The 16,096-nt window shown below is 38.7% G+C and carries 16 protein-coding genes; 13 read left to right on the forward strand and 3 right to left on the reverse strand.

Going from position 1 to position 16,096, the window contains the following annotated elements:
• Positions 1-234 precede the first annotated feature (234 nt).
• The 4 genes from cysM to ACG94X_RS12750 all read left to right on the forward strand — a co-directional run bounded on the left by cysM (position 235) and on the right by ACG94X_RS12750 (position 5,802).
• Positions 235-1,155 (forward strand): cysteine synthase CysM, encoded by a 921-nt coding sequence (gene cysM, locus ACG94X_RS12735; protein WP_419384092.1) that lies wholly within the window; start codon positions 235-237, stop codon positions 1,153-1,155.
• Positions 1,156-1,240: 85 nt separating this feature from the next.
• Positions 1,241-2,062, forward strand: a complete 822-nt coding sequence (locus tag ACG94X_RS12740; protein WP_419384093.1) for a 3'-5' exonuclease — start codon at positions 1,241-1,243, stop codon at positions 2,060-2,062.
• 8 nt (positions 2,063-2,070) lie between these two features.
• The gene (rlmD, locus tag ACG94X_RS12745; RefSeq protein WP_419384094.1) at positions 2,071-3,465 is read left to right on the forward strand and encodes a 23S rRNA (uracil(1939)-C(5))-methyltransferase RlmD; all 1,395 of its coding nucleotides are present in this window, start codon (positions 2,071-2,073) and stop codon (positions 3,463-3,465) included.
• Positions 3,466-3,492: 27 nt separating this feature from the next.
• Positions 3,493-5,802, forward strand: a complete 2,310-nt coding sequence (locus ACG94X_RS12750; RefSeq protein WP_419384095.1) for a RelA/SpoT family protein — start codon at positions 3,493-3,495, stop codon at positions 5,800-5,802.
• Between the two features lie 79 nt (positions 5,803-5,881).
• Here ACG94X_RS12750 and ACG94X_RS12755 read toward each other — a convergent pair whose 3' ends face one another.
• Positions 5,882-6,307, reverse strand: coding sequence for a hypothetical protein (locus ACG94X_RS12755; RefSeq protein WP_419384096.1), 426 nt, complete (start codon positions 6,305-6,307; stop codon positions 5,882-5,884).
• A gap of 147 nt (positions 6,308-6,454) precedes the next feature.
• Positions 6,455-7,231, reverse strand: a complete 777-nt coding sequence (locus tag ACG94X_RS12760; RefSeq protein WP_419384097.1) for an SDR family oxidoreductase — start codon at positions 7,229-7,231, stop codon at positions 6,455-6,457.
• A 108-nt stretch (positions 7,232-7,339) separates the two neighbouring features.
• Between ACG94X_RS12760 and mazG the strand changes: the two genes are divergently transcribed.
• The 9 genes from mazG (at position 7,340) to yjgA (ending at position 14,058) form a co-directional block, all read left to right on the forward strand.
• Positions 7,340-8,119, forward strand: coding sequence for a nucleoside triphosphate pyrophosphohydrolase (gene mazG, locus ACG94X_RS12765; RefSeq protein WP_419384098.1), 780 nt, complete (start codon positions 7,340-7,342; stop codon positions 8,117-8,119).
• A gap of 82 nt (positions 8,120-8,201) precedes the next feature.
• Positions 8,202-8,567, forward strand: a complete 366-nt coding sequence (locus ACG94X_RS12770) for a ComEA family DNA-binding protein (protein ID WP_419384099.1) — start codon at positions 8,202-8,204, stop codon at positions 8,565-8,567.
• Positions 8,568-8,709: 142 nt separating this feature from the next.
• Entirely contained in the window at positions 8,710-10,191 is a 1,482-nt protein-coding gene (pcnB, locus tag ACG94X_RS12775; RefSeq protein ID WP_419384100.1) for a polynucleotide adenylyltransferase PcnB, read from the forward strand.
• Positions 10,188-10,673 (forward strand): 2-amino-4-hydroxy-6-hydroxymethyldihydropteridine diphosphokinase, encoded by a 486-nt coding sequence (gene folK, locus ACG94X_RS12780; RefSeq protein WP_419384101.1) that lies wholly within the window; start codon positions 10,188-10,190, stop codon positions 10,671-10,673. Before pcnB ends, folK begins: the two co-directional genes overlap by 4 nt.
• A 46-nt stretch (positions 10,674-10,719) precedes the next feature.
• Positions 10,720-11,529, forward strand: a complete 810-nt coding sequence (panB, locus tag ACG94X_RS12785; protein WP_419384102.1) for a 3-methyl-2-oxobutanoate hydroxymethyltransferase — start codon at positions 10,720-10,722, stop codon at positions 11,527-11,529.
• A gap of 2 nt (positions 11,530-11,531) precedes the next feature.
• The gene (panC, locus tag ACG94X_RS12790; RefSeq protein ID WP_419384103.1) at positions 11,532-12,377 is read left to right on the forward strand and encodes a pantoate--beta-alanine ligase; all 846 of its coding nucleotides are present in this window, start codon (positions 11,532-11,534) and stop codon (positions 12,375-12,377) included.
• Positions 12,378-12,404: 27 nt separating this feature from the next.
• The gene (rapZ, locus tag ACG94X_RS12795) at positions 12,405-13,256 is read left to right on the forward strand and encodes an RNase adapter RapZ (RefSeq protein WP_419384104.1); all 852 of its coding nucleotides are present in this window, start codon (positions 12,405-12,407) and stop codon (positions 13,254-13,256) included.
• Positions 13,253-13,522 carry an HPr family phosphocarrier protein gene (locus tag ACG94X_RS12800; RefSeq protein ID WP_419384105.1) on the forward strand — a complete coding sequence of 90 codons (270 nt, stop codon included), beginning with the start codon at positions 13,253-13,255 and terminating at the stop codon, positions 13,520-13,522. The genes rapZ and ACG94X_RS12800 overlap by 4 nt, the downstream gene beginning before the upstream one ends.
• A gap of 2 nt (positions 13,523-13,524) precedes the next feature.
• Positions 13,525-14,058, forward strand: coding sequence for a ribosome biogenesis factor YjgA (gene yjgA, locus ACG94X_RS12805; RefSeq protein ID WP_419384106.1), 534 nt, complete (start codon positions 13,525-13,527; stop codon positions 14,056-14,058).
• Positions 14,059-14,260: 202 nt separating this feature from the next.
• Here yjgA and ACG94X_RS12810 read toward each other — a convergent pair whose 3' ends face one another.
• Positions 14,261-15,907 (reverse strand): acyl-CoA synthetase, encoded by a 1,647-nt coding sequence (locus ACG94X_RS12810; RefSeq protein ID WP_419384107.1) that lies wholly within the window; start codon positions 15,905-15,907, stop codon positions 14,261-14,263.
• Positions 15,908-16,096 lie beyond the last annotated feature (189 nt).

Here is a 16,096-nt window from a genome sequence, read left to right on the forward strand (position 1 = left end):
TAAATTTGGAAATGGTTATGCTTATTTAAAGATAAGATTATCTCTTCTAGTGCTAAGGAATTGTGTTTTAAGTTTATCTAATTCATTTTGCTTAATTTAATTTTAAAATTTAATTTATCTATCAAATGTCTATGTTGTATTTAGTTTGATCATGCTTATAAAAACCAATTTGAAAGTTGTGCAGTCAGACGCTTTTTTTCATACAATACGTCCACCTCAATATAGGTGCGACCCATGAGTAATGCACAACCAGATTTTTTAGCCGACGAATTTTTGTTAGATCACTATGTAGGAAAAACTCCTTTGGTGCGTCTACAGCGTTTGGCAAGTCATACTCAAGCAACTGTATTGGCAAAATTAGAAGGTAACAATCCAGCAGGTTCAGTCAAAGATCGCCCTGCATACAATATGATCATGAAAGCAGAACAGCGTGGTCAAATAAAACCGGGTGATACTTTAATTGAAGCCACCAGTGGTAATACGGGTATTGCATTGGCAATGGTTGCGGCGATGCGTGGTTATCACATGCGTTTGATTATGCCTGCTGCATCTAGCCAAGAACGTAAAGATGCGATGCGTGCTTATGGCGCTGAATTGATTGAAGCCGCCAATATGGAAGAAGCTCGTGATATGGCGCTTCAAATGGAAAAAGAAGCTCAAGGCTTAGTGCTGAATCAGTTTGGTAATCCTGACAATGTTGAAGCGCATTACCTCACAACAGGTCCAGAAATTTGGCAACAAACAGGCGGTAAAATTACCCACTTCGTGAGTTCTATGGGAACTACAGGCACGATTATGGGCATTTCAAAATATTTAAAAGAACAAAATCCTGAGATTCAAATTATTGGTTTACAACCCTCTGAAGGTTCAAATATTGCAGGGATTCGTCGTTGGCCACAAGAATATCTTCCAACTATTTTTGATGCAAAGCGTGTCGACCGCATTATGGATATTCCACAAATTGAAGCAGAAAAAACGACTCGCCGTTTAGCACGTCAAGAAGGTATAAGTGCAGGAACTTCTTCTGGCGGTGCTGTATGGGCATCGATTAAAATTGCAGAAGAAAATCCAGATGCCATCATTGTGTGCATTGTTTGTGACCGTGGTGATCGTTATTTATCTACTGGATTATTCTCTGTTATTGATGACGAGTAATCTAATTTTTGATAGTTGTTTCTGATTTATTATTGATTTGAACTGATAAATTAAGAACCTTTAACTCATTGAGTAACCTGACTTTATGCGCTTACCTGTTTTAGTTTTTGATATTGAAACCCTGACTGATCTTAAGTCTGGGGCGCATTTATATGGTTTGGATTTACCTCAGGATGATTTAAAGCAGGCACTTGCTAAATTACGTCGTCAAGAATCAGGCAGCGATTTTCAGCGTTTGTCATTGCATGAAATTGTCTGCATTTCTGGGTTGTGGTTAGATGAAAATGGTACGATAAAACTCTTTTCATTTAGTCGAGAGAAGTATTCAGAAGCTGAAATTTTACAAAAGTTTTTATCAATTTTTGATAAGCGAAATCCGACGCTAGTCAGTTGGAATGGTTCACAATTTGATATTCCTGTGATTTTATTTCGCGCGATGTATCACGGACTTTCTGCACCAAGTCTGTTTGATCAGGGTGAGATTGACACACAAAAAAGGTATAATAACTATCAGAACCGTTACCACAATCGTCATGTCGACTTAATGGACGTGATGGCGGTGTTTAATGGTCGTCATTTTCAAAAGTTAGATGATGTTGCACATTTACTCGGCTATCCCGGTAAACGTGGTGTTTCAGGTTATTTTATTCCTGAGTATGTTCAACAGCAGCAATGGCTTAAATTGACCAGTTATTGTGAAGGCGATGTTTTGAATACATGGTTGATCTATCTACGATGGTCTTTGTTAAAAGGACAAATGTCTTCGCAAGATCATCACTTATGGGTTCAAGCTACGATTCATTATTTACAAGGTCAAACGCAGCAACAAGAGTTCTTGCAAGTATGGCGTGAAACGTCGCAGAACACAGAATTTACTTCAGCAGATTTTCTCTCAATCCCCAATTAGGTATTCCTTTGAAACATAGCGCTAAACCTCGATCATCTCAACTGCCACAATATATTTTTAAAGTTGAGAGACTTTCACATGAAGGGCGAGGGATTGCACACTATGGAACGGATGAGCAGCATCCAACAGAAAAACACGGCAAGAAAGTTTTTATTCGTTATGCTTTGCCAGGTGAAATGGTTAAAGCCCAGATTACTCGTCAACTTTCTAAGTTAGAAGAAGCCGATAGTATTACGTTAATCAGTGCTCCAAATCCGCAACGTGTAACACCTTTTTGCCCACATTTTGGTATTTGTGGTGGTTGTAATATGCAGCATATTCATCCAGATGAGCAGATTCGTTTAAAACAAGAGGTTTTAAAATCACATTTGAGTCATTTTGCAGGCTTAGAACCTGAACAGTGGCTTGAACCTATTCGCTCATTACAAAGTGATTATCGTCATAAAGCCCGTATTGGTGTGCGTTATTTACCTAAACAAAATAAATTGTTAATTGGTTTTCGTGAAGCGCAGAGCAATCATTTAACTGAAATTCAGACGTGTCCAATTTTAGCCAAAGAACTCAATCAAGCTTTACCCGAAATCAAGCTATTACTCGAAAGTCTAAAAGGCAAAAGTAGCATTGGTCATATAGAATTAGCCAAAGGTGATTGTGAAATCGCTTTATTGGTTCGTCATACTGAAAAATTAAAAGCGCATGATGTCAACCTATTGCAACAATATGCGTTACAGAAACAGTGGCAATTATATTTGCAGCCATCTGGTGTAGAAAGCTTACACCGGGTGGATGATGCTCAGGCAGCGATGCATTTACATTATCGTTTGGATGATTTTGATGTTGAATTTGCGTTTAATCCAACAGATTTTACCCAAGTGAATCCAACGGTAAACCATCAAATGATTAAATTGGCATGTGATTTGCTGGATTTAAAACAAGGTGAAAAAGTTCTAGATCTATTCTGCGGATTGGGGAATTTTTCACTTCCTCTTGCTCGGCAAGTTGGAGCGACTGGAAAGGTTGTTGCGGTTGAGGGTAGTGCGGAAATGGTTAAGCGTGGTACAGAAAATGCACTGAACAATAGCTTAACCAATGTTAAATTCTATTCACAAGATTTAACAAAAGACTTTTCACATTATTCTTGGGCAAATCAAGGATTTGATGCATTATTGATTGACCCTCCTCGAGCAGGTGCAGAGCAAGTTATGCAATATGTGCCAAAGTTTGGTGCAAACAAAATTGTGTATGTTTCATGTAATCCTGCGACTTTGGCAAGAGATGCGGGAATATTGGTACAACACGGTTATACGCTCAAGAAGGTAGGTGTGATGGATATGTTTACCCATACGGGGCATGTTGAATCTATAGCCTTTTTTGAAAAGAAATTAGAGATAAACGATTTATAATGACGTATAGAGTTATAGGAGAAGGGTATGGTCACAGTACGTGAACAACTTCCTGATCAGCTTAATGAGTTATCAGAGGAAGCGACTGTAGAACATGCCGATGAAGCGCAGCACGCTTTGGCCACTTGGTTAGATCGTGTGCGTGGAATTTTAGACGGTGCTAAACTTGAACAGTTAGAAGAAGTCGCTCAATTAGTATTACAAAAAGAGTTGGCTACAACCGTCAATTATCGTACCAATACCTTCGTGACAGGGATTGGTATGGCGGATATTCTGGCGCATTTACGTGTCGATGAAGATACGCTGGCAGCAGCCGTGCTTTACCGTAGTGTGCGTGAAGGTTTGACCACACTTGAAGAAATTCAGCAAAAAATCGGAGAGAATATTTACAATCTCGTCAAAGGCACTTTGGCGATGGGTAAACTTTCTGACTTGATTGAAAAAAATAAACGCTTAGAAGATCACTTTAATAATGATCAGCGTGAACATTTGACTGGCATCTATAAAATGCTGATTTCAGTGACTGAAGATGTTCGTGTGGTATTGATTAAATTGGCTGAGCGTACTTTTGCATTACGTGAATTAGCGGATTCTCCAAAAGAGCGTCAAGAGCGTGTCGCGCGAGAAATTCTCACGATTTACTCGCCATTGGCTCACCGTTTAGGGATTGCACAATTAAAATGGGAGCTCGAAGATCTGGCTTTCCGTTATTTAGCACCTGAGCGTTATAAAGAAATTGCCTCATTGCTGAATGAAAAACGTTTAGAGCGTGAGCAATACATTCAGTTTGTAGTGGATAAACTTAAAGATGTGTTGGCTGAACATGAGATTGAGGCTGAAATCACAGGTCGGGTAAAACATATTTATTCGATTTATCGCAAAATGAAGAGCAAGAATCTCAGTTTCGATCAGCTTTATGATATTCGTGCTTTACGTGTTTTAGTTAAAACAGTGCCTGAGTGTTATCACGCTTTAGGGATTGTGCACCAAATTTGGCGTCATATTCCGCATCAATTTGATGATTATATTACCAATCCGAAAGCCAATGGCTATCGTTCTTTACATACAGCTGTCATTGCTGAAAATAAATCTTTGGAAATTCAGATTCGTACCAAAGAAATGCACAATGAAGCTGAGTTAGGGGTGTGTTCACACTTCAATTATAAAGAAGGCTCTAAAACCACAGATTATTCATTTAACCATAGGTTACATTCTTTACGTGCAGTTCTTGAACATTATCAGGAACGTACAGAAAGAAGTGCGCATGCAAATGAAGATGAACCTGAAGATTTTGAACAAATTCAAGATTTTGAAGGTTTTGAAAAAATTTATGTGTTTAGCCGTGATGGGGATATCAAAGAATTACCACGGGGCTCAACCGTCCTCGATTTTGCTTATCATGTGCATACCGAAGTGGGCAATAAGTGCTATGCGGCACGGGTGAACCAACGCTATGTGCCTTTAACCTATACCTTGAAAACGGGTGAACAGGTTGAGATTTTAACCAAGAAAGATCGTGAGCCAAACCGTGATTGGTTGGTAAATTCACTGGGTTATATCAAAACGTCACGTGCACGAGACAAACTTCGCCATTGGTTTAGACAGCAAGATCGGAGTAAAAATATTGAGGTTGGGCGTGAGTTACTCAACAAAGAGTTATCACGTTTAGCTATCCATCCAAAGAGCATTGACTTGAGTGATTATTGCAATCATTTTAATGTTAAATCTGGTGAGGATATCCTCGTTTCATTGGTGAGTGGAGATATCAGTCTTCATGCCTTGATTAATCAAGTAAATCGCCATATGCACTTGGATCAAGACGAACCTGAACTTGTACTTAAGCCGACATTGAATCCACGTGCGAGCCATACATTATCTGCACATGGTATTTTAATTGATGGTTTGGATAACGTCGAGTTGCACGTTGCACAATGTTGTCAGCCTGTACATGGCGAAGCTATTGCAGGATATATCACGCTTAATCGTGGTGTCAGCATCCATCAAGTGGCTTGTGGTGATTATCTCAGAATGATTAAACTTGAACCTGATCGTGCTGTAGAAGCAGACTGGGAAATGCAGCCTACACGTGGTCAAAGTGTACAAATCGTGGTTGAGGCTTATGATCGCCGTGGTTTGTTGAAAGATTTAACTCAAGTGATTTTTTCAGATCAAATTAATATCCGTCAAGTCAATACGATTTCTGAGGCAGATGGTATTGCCAATATGAAATTGCTGATTGAAGTGAAAGGTTTGGCGCAATTGTCTCGTTTATTGGCAAGATTAGAGCAGCAACCTGGCATTATTAGCGCACGAAGATTGGTTCAAGGTAACTCATAAATTTTATTTAAAAATCTGTAATAAAAAACCTGCTTTAAGCAGGTTTTTTATTACTCTACAATGCAATTGCATTTTTAGATTAGATTTTGCATTTTTTAGATTTTTGGTAAACAACAATGTTATCAAAATTTGCTTGTGAATCTGCTTTAAGCTTTTGTTGAATATCAGGATTACTTGCATCAGAAGTATCTTGTTGACCAGCAATTGAGTTTGCAAGTTGTCCTGCTTTAGAATCACTTTTGCCAAATGCACCTAGCGCGCCACCAGCAATACCAGCCCATTTGCTGACTTTTGCAGAAGGGTCTTGAGCTTTTGCACTGATGTTAGCAAGGTTTTTATCAGCAGCTTCTAAAGATTGTTTAGCATTGGATTTTTCAACAGAAAGTGTTGCACAATCCATGCCTTTAAGTTCAGATGTACTTAACTTTTGAGAAGCAGATGCTGTAGCAGCAAAAGTTGAAGTGGAAAGTGTAGCAATGGTTGCTAATATAATGATTTTTTTCATATTTTATAGTCACTTAAAAAGTTTTAAATTATAAATTACCTCCATGAGGCATATGCATATTAATCGATTGTGTGTGTTTTGTCACACTTTATTGAATTTTGTTTAAGGTGGTATCTGTCACTGCTTGATTGTAATGTTATCAAATTACTAAGATTTCTTTGTAAGTATTAGATTAGTAAAACGATTTATAAATTGTGGGCTAATACTTGATAGTTTGAACATGATTTTGGTTTTTATGCCGACTGGTGTATGGGTATTGGTCAGAATCGTCCCTTTAGCATTCACTAAATTTAGTATTTGTTGTGCTACATCCTTTGGACTTAAGTCAATGCCAATATTTTTTATCGCCCCTGCATCCATGTCTTTAACCATTGCAGTTTGAACGAATAATGGCATGACATCCAAAACACGAATACCATATTTTTTCCATTCGATATCTAAACCTTCCGTCATTCCACGAACTGCAAACTTACTGGCAGAATATGAAACAAGATCTGCTTGCCCGTAAATAGCAGATGCCGATGAAAGATTGATCACACGTGCAAATTGAGCTTTTTTTAGGTAAGGAAGTGCGGCGTGGCAGCCATTCAAAACACCATTCACATTGATATTTATAGTTCGATGATGTGCATTAATGTCAGTTTTTTCAAAATCACCTGAATATAAAATTCCTGCATTATTCACCAGAATGTTTAAACCACCAGCCCAAAGGGTAAAGTCTTCAAGCGCCACCTGCCATTGTGAATAATCACTGACATCCAGTTTTCCTGCTCTGGCATTGCTTCCCAATTGGTCTGCCAAGGTTTGAGCGAGCGTTTCATTGATATCATAAATACCAACTTTATAACCTTGTTGGTAGAATAGACGAGCAATTGCAGCGCCGATCCCTTGTGCAGCGCCACTAATTAAGATAGTTCGGCTCATTTACTATTCCTTTTTTATTTTGAAAATGAATACATTGAGTTGAACATAAAATATGTATCTCGACAAGCGTTGAAAGCGCTTTTGTTATTGATCTTTAAGGACATAAAAATGGAACAGTTATTGGCAATCATGAAGCAATTACGTGCAGAATGTCCTTGGGATCGTGAGCAAACACCTGAAACTCTGACTCGTTATGCTATAGAAGAAGCTTATGAAGTAGAAGAAGCGATACGCACAGGTGATGTGAATGACATCAAAAATGAGTTGGGGGATTTATTGCTACAGGTGGTTTTTCAGTCGCAAATGTATAGTGAGCAAGATGCTTTTAATTTTGATGATGTGGTTGAGGCGATTTGTCAAAAATTAATCCGACGACATCCACATGTTTTTCAAAAAGCGCAATTTGAAAATTTAACAACGGATCAAGTCTCTGTTTTGTGGCAAGACATCAAAACACAAGAAAAGCAGCAACAAGTAAAACAGGGCAAAGCACCATCACGTTTAAGTGAAGTTAAACATGGTCCTGCATTAACGCAAGCTGAAGATATTCAAAAAAATGTGGCAAAGGTGGGCTTTGATTTTCCAGATGTCATGCAAGCTTACGACAAGGTGAAAGAAGAATTATCTGAGTTTGAAGAGGCAATGCAATCGGAAAAAACGGATGAAATAGTTGAAGAATTTGGTGATTGTTTATTTTCATTAATCAATGTTGGGCGTAAACTAGGCATCTCTAGTGAGATGGCACTGTTAGGTACCATTCATAAATTTAAAACACGCTTTGCTTATATTGAAGATCAAATTAATTTAAAAAATAAAAGTTTAGAAGATGTAACTTTACAAGAAATGGATCAACTTTGGGATCAAGCAAAGCAAAAATTAAAAAAATAGGTCATTCATGAATTTCTTTAAATCGATTTTTTATTTATTAATCAGGCTAAGTAATATCTTTTTATCTTTATTATTGTTGAGTATGCCTTTTACGGTGCAAGCTCAACAATTTGATAATGCATATTTAAAATGGAAAGCTGATCAACAGGCACAAGATGCCAAATTGAATAAGTCTAATGATCAGTATTATTTGTCACGACCAACTGTAAGTAGTCCATCGGCAAAGGCAAATACTCATTCTACGGTTGCCTCAGGTACTAAAATTAGTATTAATTCAGCAGGTTTGGAGCAATTACAACAGTTGAACGGTGCAGGACCTAAAAAAGCACAGGCGATAATTGATTACCGTAATCAAAATGGTCAGTTTAAAACTATTGAGGATTTAGGTAATGTTAAAGGCATTGGTGCAAAATTTATAGAGAAAAATCGTGCTGTACTAAGCTTGTAATCACGGTATTTTAGATGGATTATGTGTATTGTAATTTGAAAATTAGACTAAGATTTAGAGAATAAAATTGCCCTTTAGCTGTGTAAGCGATATCATTAGCGTAATTATGATTTTTACGTCTTGACGTAGGAGACAGTGTCTTTTGCAAACTTTGCGTGCGTCAAAGTGTGGATTATCCACCGCCCAATTACCTCCTTCCATTTTAGATGTTATTGATTCACTCACCAAAGCAGGCTATGAAGCATATATAGTCGGTGGCGGTGTGCGTGATTTAATGCTCGGTTTGAATCCGAAAGATTACGATGCAGTGACCAATGCTACGCCATCCCAAATTAAAGAAGTATTTGGGCGTCGTTGTCGAATCATTGGGCGTCGTTTTGAACTGGCTCATGTTTATTCGGGACGTGAATTGATTGAAGTGGCGACTTTTCGTGCACCACCGAAAAAGGCAATTACTTCTGCTCAAGGGATGATTTTACGTGATAATAATTGGGGAACCATAGAGCAAGATTTTTCTCGCCGTGATTTTTCAATTAATTCAATGTATTATCAGCCACGTAAAGATGAGATCCTCGATTTTTGTAATGCGATTGACGATATAAAAAGCAAAACATTACGTCTGCTTGGCGATCCAACTTTAAGATTTGAAGAAGATCCTGTGCGTATGTTACGTACGTTACGCTTTGCTGCAAAATTGAATTTTAGTATTGATCCTAAAATTATTAAAATTTTCACTCATGAAATGACTGATTTATTGAGTGATGTGTCACCACATCGTCTTTATGATGAATCACAAAAATTATTCACTATGGGGCATTTGCAACGTGTGATGCCAATGCTGATTGAGTTTGGTATTTGGAAACAGTTATTTACAGATATTACGCCTGAAATCACGCCATTTATGGAGCGTGTCGCTAGAAATACCGATCAACGTATTCAAATGGGTAAAACTATCAATCCTGCATTTTTCTATGCTGTATTGTTGTGGAATAATTTTCTGGCGCGTTGTGATTATTATCATGAAAAAGGTGTGGTTGCCACGGAAGCTCGTGCTCAAGCAGGCTTAGATGTACTTAAACGACAAGCAACGCGAACCATTATCCCTCGATTTGCCGAAACTTTTATTCGTGAAGTTTGGGAAATGCAAAGTCGTTTGCTTAATCCAAAACCGCAACAAATTGAAGCACTTTCAAGTCATGCGCGCTTCCGTGCAGGCTTTGACTTTTTATTGTTAAGAGAGAAGTCGAACGACCCTTCAACCCATGGTATGGGGGCTTGGTGGGAAGCTTATCAAGATATGTCTGTGGACGAAAAAGAACGTGCTATTAGCGCGTATAACCGTCAACGAGCGAAGAGTCGTCGTAAAGGTTCGGATGCTGTTGTAGTCGAAGATCCTAAGGCTGTCACAACACAGATTGAACCGTTGGTAAAAGAACAAGAAACACGTAGTCGTCGTTCACGTAATAATAAGCCGACCTCTCGTGCTTCTTCAAATGATTCAAGAAGCCGAAATGATTATAAATCTCCAGTTAAAACTGGTGAAATCAATGCGGATCATCCAATCACCAAGCGTAGACGTGTACAGCGTGATCTAAGCAAGGTGGTTTTTGGACCGACGCAATGATGCATAAAACCTTTATTGGTTTAGGTAGTAATTTGGGTGACTCTGAGCAAATTTTACGGGAAGCTGTGGAAAAGCTCAGAGAACTTGGCGTTGTTTCAGTTTCGAAGTTGTACCAAAGCCCTCCTATGGGACCACAAGATCAACCGAATTATCACAATGCTGTTGCACAGTTAATCACTGATTTAGCACCTTTGGCTTTATTGGATGCATTGCAAAGCATTGAGAATGAATCGGGTCGTGTGCGTTCACGTCGTTGGGGTGAGCGAACTTTAGATTTAGATCTTTTGCTTTATGCAGAAAAAAACATTATAAATGAGCGACTCACCGTACCGCATATTGGTATTTTAGAGCGTGATTTTGTGGTGATTCCTTTATTGGACTTAGACTCTGAGTTAAAAATAAACGGACAATCACTACAAAGCCAAGAACTTGTGCAACATTCGACATTGACTGTCTTAGCCGATCAAACTTGGGCAGATTGATCAGTTGAATGTGCCACAGAACTCTCAAAGATAGAGGAATATCGTCATGATCAGTTTAAGTGATTTAAGACAATTTAAAGCTCAGGGGCGGAAATTCTCATGCTTAACTTGCTATGATGCAAGTATGGCAAGAGCGATGGAAGTTGCTGAAGTTGATACAATTTTAATTGGCGATTCTTTGGGGATGACCATTCAAGGTCATGATTCGACACTTCCTGTAACTGTAGCTGATATGGCATATCATACTGCTGCGGTGCGCCGTGCGAATCAACATTCACTCATCTTTTGTGATTTACCATTTATGAGTTATGCAACGCTAAATGATGCGTTGGTTAATTCTAAAACAGTGATGCAAGCTGGCGCTCAGATTGTTAAAGTTGAGGGTGGCGCTTGGCTCGCAGAAACCGTTCAAGTATTAACACGTAACGGTATTCCAGTCTGTGTACACCTAGGTTTAACACCACAATCGGTACATGTTTTTGGTGGTTATAAACTGCAAGCGAAAACACGTGAAGCGGCTAATCAACTGATTGCAGACTGTAAAGCTGTAGTCGAAGCTGGTGCAGCAGTATTATTGCTTGAATGTGTACCTGCACAAATGGGTAAAGAAATTGCTGAGTTATTTCCACAAATACCAGTGATTGGTATTGGTGCAGGCCTTGATACAGACGGTCAAGTTCTTGTTGTTCAAGACATGCTTGGGCTGACTTTTGGTAAAGTGGCGCGTTTTGTGCGTAATTTTATGAAAGAACAATCAGGTGAAACAGCAATTCTTGATGCATTCAAGGCATACCATGCTGCTGTACAAGAAAAAACCTTTCCTGCGAAAGAACATACATTTCAAATCGAGCTGTAAACATGAAAACAGAAACGACCATTCAAGGATTAACAGCATCGTTGAATCCTGCTCGAGCGACACGTAAAACAATTGGATTTATTCCGACGATGGGGAATCTTCATCAAGGACATTTAAATCTGGTACGTGAAGCGCGTCAGCTTTGTGATGTGGTGGTGGTCAGTATTTTTGTGAATCCAACTCAGTTTGGACCGAATGAAGATTTTGATAATTATCCACGTACTTTAGAACAAGACAGTAATCTGCTTGCGGAAGTTGGCTGCGATATCGTTTTCGCACCATCAGTCGAGCAAATGTATGGTAAATATCCACGTTTGACCAATATTAGCGTGAGTGAAATTACCAATGATTTATGTGGTTTACAACGTCCAGGGCATTTCGATGGTGTGGCACTTGTCGTCACGAAACTGTTTAATATTGTACAGCCGAACTTTGCTTTCTTTGGGCAAAAAGATTATCAACAATTGGCTGTAATTAAACAGATGGTTCGAGATTTGAGTATACCGATTGAAGTAATTGGTGTGCCGATTGCACGTGCTGAAGATGGATTGGCTTTAAGTTCTCGTAATGGTTATTTAACTGAGCAAGATCGTCAAACTGCACCTGTTATCTTTAAAGCATTGAAAACGGCTGAACAAAATTTACATTCTGGTCAAGTATTGTCAGATACACTAGGCCAAATTCGTGCAAGTTTGACAGATGCAGGTCTTATTGTAGATTATGTTGAAGTACGTAATCCAATGCTACAAAAGGTTGATCAATTCGACCAAGATGTTGTATTGTTTGTTGCAGCAAAATTAGGCAAAACTCGCCTGATTGATAATTTGCAGGTTAAACGTCCTGCTTAAAACTTTGCTTTTTAGGATCGCTATGCCATGAAGCGTATACTTATCGTGACAGGACAATCTGGTTCGGGAAAGTCATCTGCTTTGCAGGTGCTTGAAGATTTAGGTTATTACTGTATTGATAATTTGCCGTTGGCATTGCTCCCTGAAATAGTCGAAAAACTAGACAAAGAAAATAATCTAGAATTATTAGCACTGGGTATTGATGTACGAAGTGCCAAAGAAGATTTGCATGGCTTTGATCAAGTTTTTCAGCATTTGCAAAAGCATGGTACTGTAGATGTTATTTATTTGACGACGCGTGATCAGGAGCTTATTTCCAGATTCAGCGCCTCAAGACGTCCGCACCCATTGTCAAATCGCTTTCAAAGTTTGAATGAATGTATTCAAGAAGAAAAAAATTTATTGTTGCCTATTCAGCTCAGAGCAACGGTACACATTGATACAACCGATAAAAGTGTGCATGATTTAAAAGATACCTTATTGTCCAAATTGGGTCAGTCGGATAAACTGATTTTAATTTTGCAGTCTTTTGGTTATAAACACGGTATTCCTTTAGACGCAGATTTTGTTTTTGATGTGCGACATTTGCCGAATCCGCATTGGGATTTAGAGTTGCGTAAATATTCAGGTTTAGATGAACCTGTACGTCAATTTTTAGAAAGCAATGACCAAGCAAATGAGATGTATCAAGACATCTATCAGTTTTTAAATAAGTGGTTGCCAACTTTTTCTGAAGGTCATCGTCACTATGTTACGGTATCGATTGGCTGTACAGGCGGGCAACATCGTTCAGTTTATATTGTGGATAGATTGAAGAAGGCTCTTGAGTCGAAATGGACTATTCAAGTATTACATAGAGAAATGAAGCACTGGTCATGATTGACACAACTGTTGACGTAATTAATAAATTAGGATTACATGCGCGTGCATCCGGAAAACTAATAGAAGTCACTACTAAATTTAAATGTTCTATTCAGATTGGTAAGGGCGACAAATTAGTCGATGCCAAGAATATCCTTTCTTTACTTATGCTCGGAGCTGGTAAAGGAACCACCTTGCGTCTTGTGATTGACGGATCAGATGAAGAAAAAGCTTTGTCTGAAGTTCAAGCACTTTTCGCAGATAAATTTTACGAGGCAGAATAATCGTGGCACGTCGTACGCAGCGTTTTACTGAAGATGATTTTGATTCTTTGGAAGGGCGTGCAAGTAAAACCGAACAAAAGAAAGCTGTGCATCGCATGGCTGCTTTAGGTGAGCAACTTTCTGAGTTGCCTAAGAAACAAATTTTAGCTTTACCTGTGGAAGAGCGTTTGATTGATGCATTGTTAGAAGTGCAATTGATCACGGCTTATGAAGCTCGTCGTCGTCAATTTCTACGAATCGGTAAATTATTACGCAACGAAAATGAGACAATAATTTTGTCTTATCTCACACCTAAACAAGGTGCGAAGAAATTGGCGCAATTAGGTCGCTGGGTTGAACGTATGATTGAACAACGTGATCCTGCGATTAAAGAGTTTTGTAAGACTTATAATGCGGCAGAAAGCCATCCGTTGCGTCAGCATGTATTGCGTATTCACCGTGATATTGATTTGCAACTGACGGCTGAAGAGTTGGCTGAATCTAAGCTTAAATTTTTAAACTATGTGCAACAAGTGGCATTATTGTCTGATCAATAAGTGATTAATCTTGATAAAAAGCGACCTAAAGAGGTCGCTTTTTTATTTGTCTAATAAATTACTTTTCAAGACTTTATTTACATCTTTTTTAAAGATCTATTCTCATTCTAACCTTTTCCCAAAAGGAGATGGGGGTGAATGGTTCCACCATAAATAATAAGTAAGTATTTTATTTATCTGATAAAATTATCAAAAAATAGGTTTAACTCAATTCAGCAACTGAACGCTCTTTTGCCCAATCTCTTAAAATAAATTTCTGTAATTTACCTGTCGATGTTTTTGGAATTTCACAAATCACCACATCTTTTGGTACTTTGAAGCGTGCTAAATGTTGTTTACAAAATTCAATGATTTCTTCTGGTGTAGTTTCAGCACCTTGTTTAAGTTCAATAAAGGCACAAGGGACTTCTTGCCAACGTGAATCAGGTTTTGCAACCACTGCGGCAGTCATGATTGCTGAGTGGGTATATAGCACTTCTTCAACTTCTAAGGATGAAATATTTTCACCTCCAGAGATGATAATATCTTTAGAGCGATCCATGATTTTTGCATAACCATCTGGTTGGCAAACGGCTAAATCACCTGTATGGAACCAACCACCTTTAAAAGCTTCTTCTGTCGCTTGGGTATTTTTTAAGTAACCTTTCATGACAATATTGCCACGGAACATGATTTCACCCATGGTCGTACCATCATTGGGTACAGGTTGCATTGTTTCTGGGTCAAGTACGCGCATACCATCTTGCAATGGATATGGTACACCTTGGCGAGAATGCAACTGGGCTTGTTCCTGAATGGATAGTTCGCTCCAACCTGCTTGTGAAGCACAGAGTGCAGAAGGGCCGTATGTTTCAGTTAACCCATACACATGGTTCACTTGGATACCAATATGGTGCATACCTTCAATAATCGCAGCAGGAGGCGCAGCACCTGCCACCATCACTTCTACATGGTGATCAAATTTGATTTGTCTGTCTTTTGGTGTGTTAATCAACATCGACAATACAATTGGCGCGCCACAGAAATAATCTACTTTGTATTGGTTAATGAGTTTGTAAATGAGTTCAGGATCAATTTTACGTAAACAGATGTTCGTGCCGCCATTGGCAGCTACTGTCCAAGCAAAACACCACCCATTGCAGTGAAAAAGTGGGAGCGTCCATAGGTACTTGCAACGTGGAGTCATACCGCAAGCAATGATATTACTTGCTGCATTGATATATGCCCCACGATGATGATAAACCACACCTTTGGGATTACCCGTCGTACCTGATGTGTAGTTTAAGCTAATTGCATCCCACTCATCATTTGGAAGGTGCCATTCAAAATTAACATCACCGTCTTTGAGCCAGTCTTCATATTCAATTTGACCGATACGAGGAGTAGCATCATTGGCTTCATATTCTACATCTGCAACATCAATAATATAAATATCTTGTGCGGCAAGAGAAACAGCTTCTTGCGCCAATGTAGCAAATTCAGGGTCAACCAAAAGTACTTTGGTTTCTGCATGTTCGAGCATGAATGCAATAGTCTTCGCATCTAAACGAGTATTGAGCGTATTTAACACGGCACCTGACATAGGAACTGCAAAATGTGCTTCTACCATTGCAGGGATATTCGGTAAAAGAACAGATACCGTGTCGTTCTTTTTGATACCTAGATTTTGAAGTTGGTGCGCAAATTGGCGGCAACGTGTATAGGTTTCACGCCAAGATATATGACGAGAACCATGTACAATCGCATCTTGATTTGGGTAAATATATGCCGCACGTTCTAAGTAACGTAATGGTGATAACGCCACAAAGTTTGCAGGGGTACGCGGTAACTCATCGTATGCACTAACCATGGTTAAACTCCATCTCTATTTTGTTGTAATTTCCTTGGCTAAAAGATACCCACAACTGCCAAGGAATGCCGTTATTCTTTAGTCGAGTATTTATTCTAATTTAAAAAATATTGTTAGAATAGCAATCCATTAAATCGACTGGATGTATCTAGAATATTGATATTAAAATCATTATTTTATTTTGGTTGC

Origin of the sequence: Acinetobacter psychrotolerans, assembly GCF_048552595.1 — a bacterium.
Lineage (GTDB): Bacteria > Pseudomonadota > Gammaproteobacteria > Pseudomonadales > Moraxellaceae > Acinetobacter.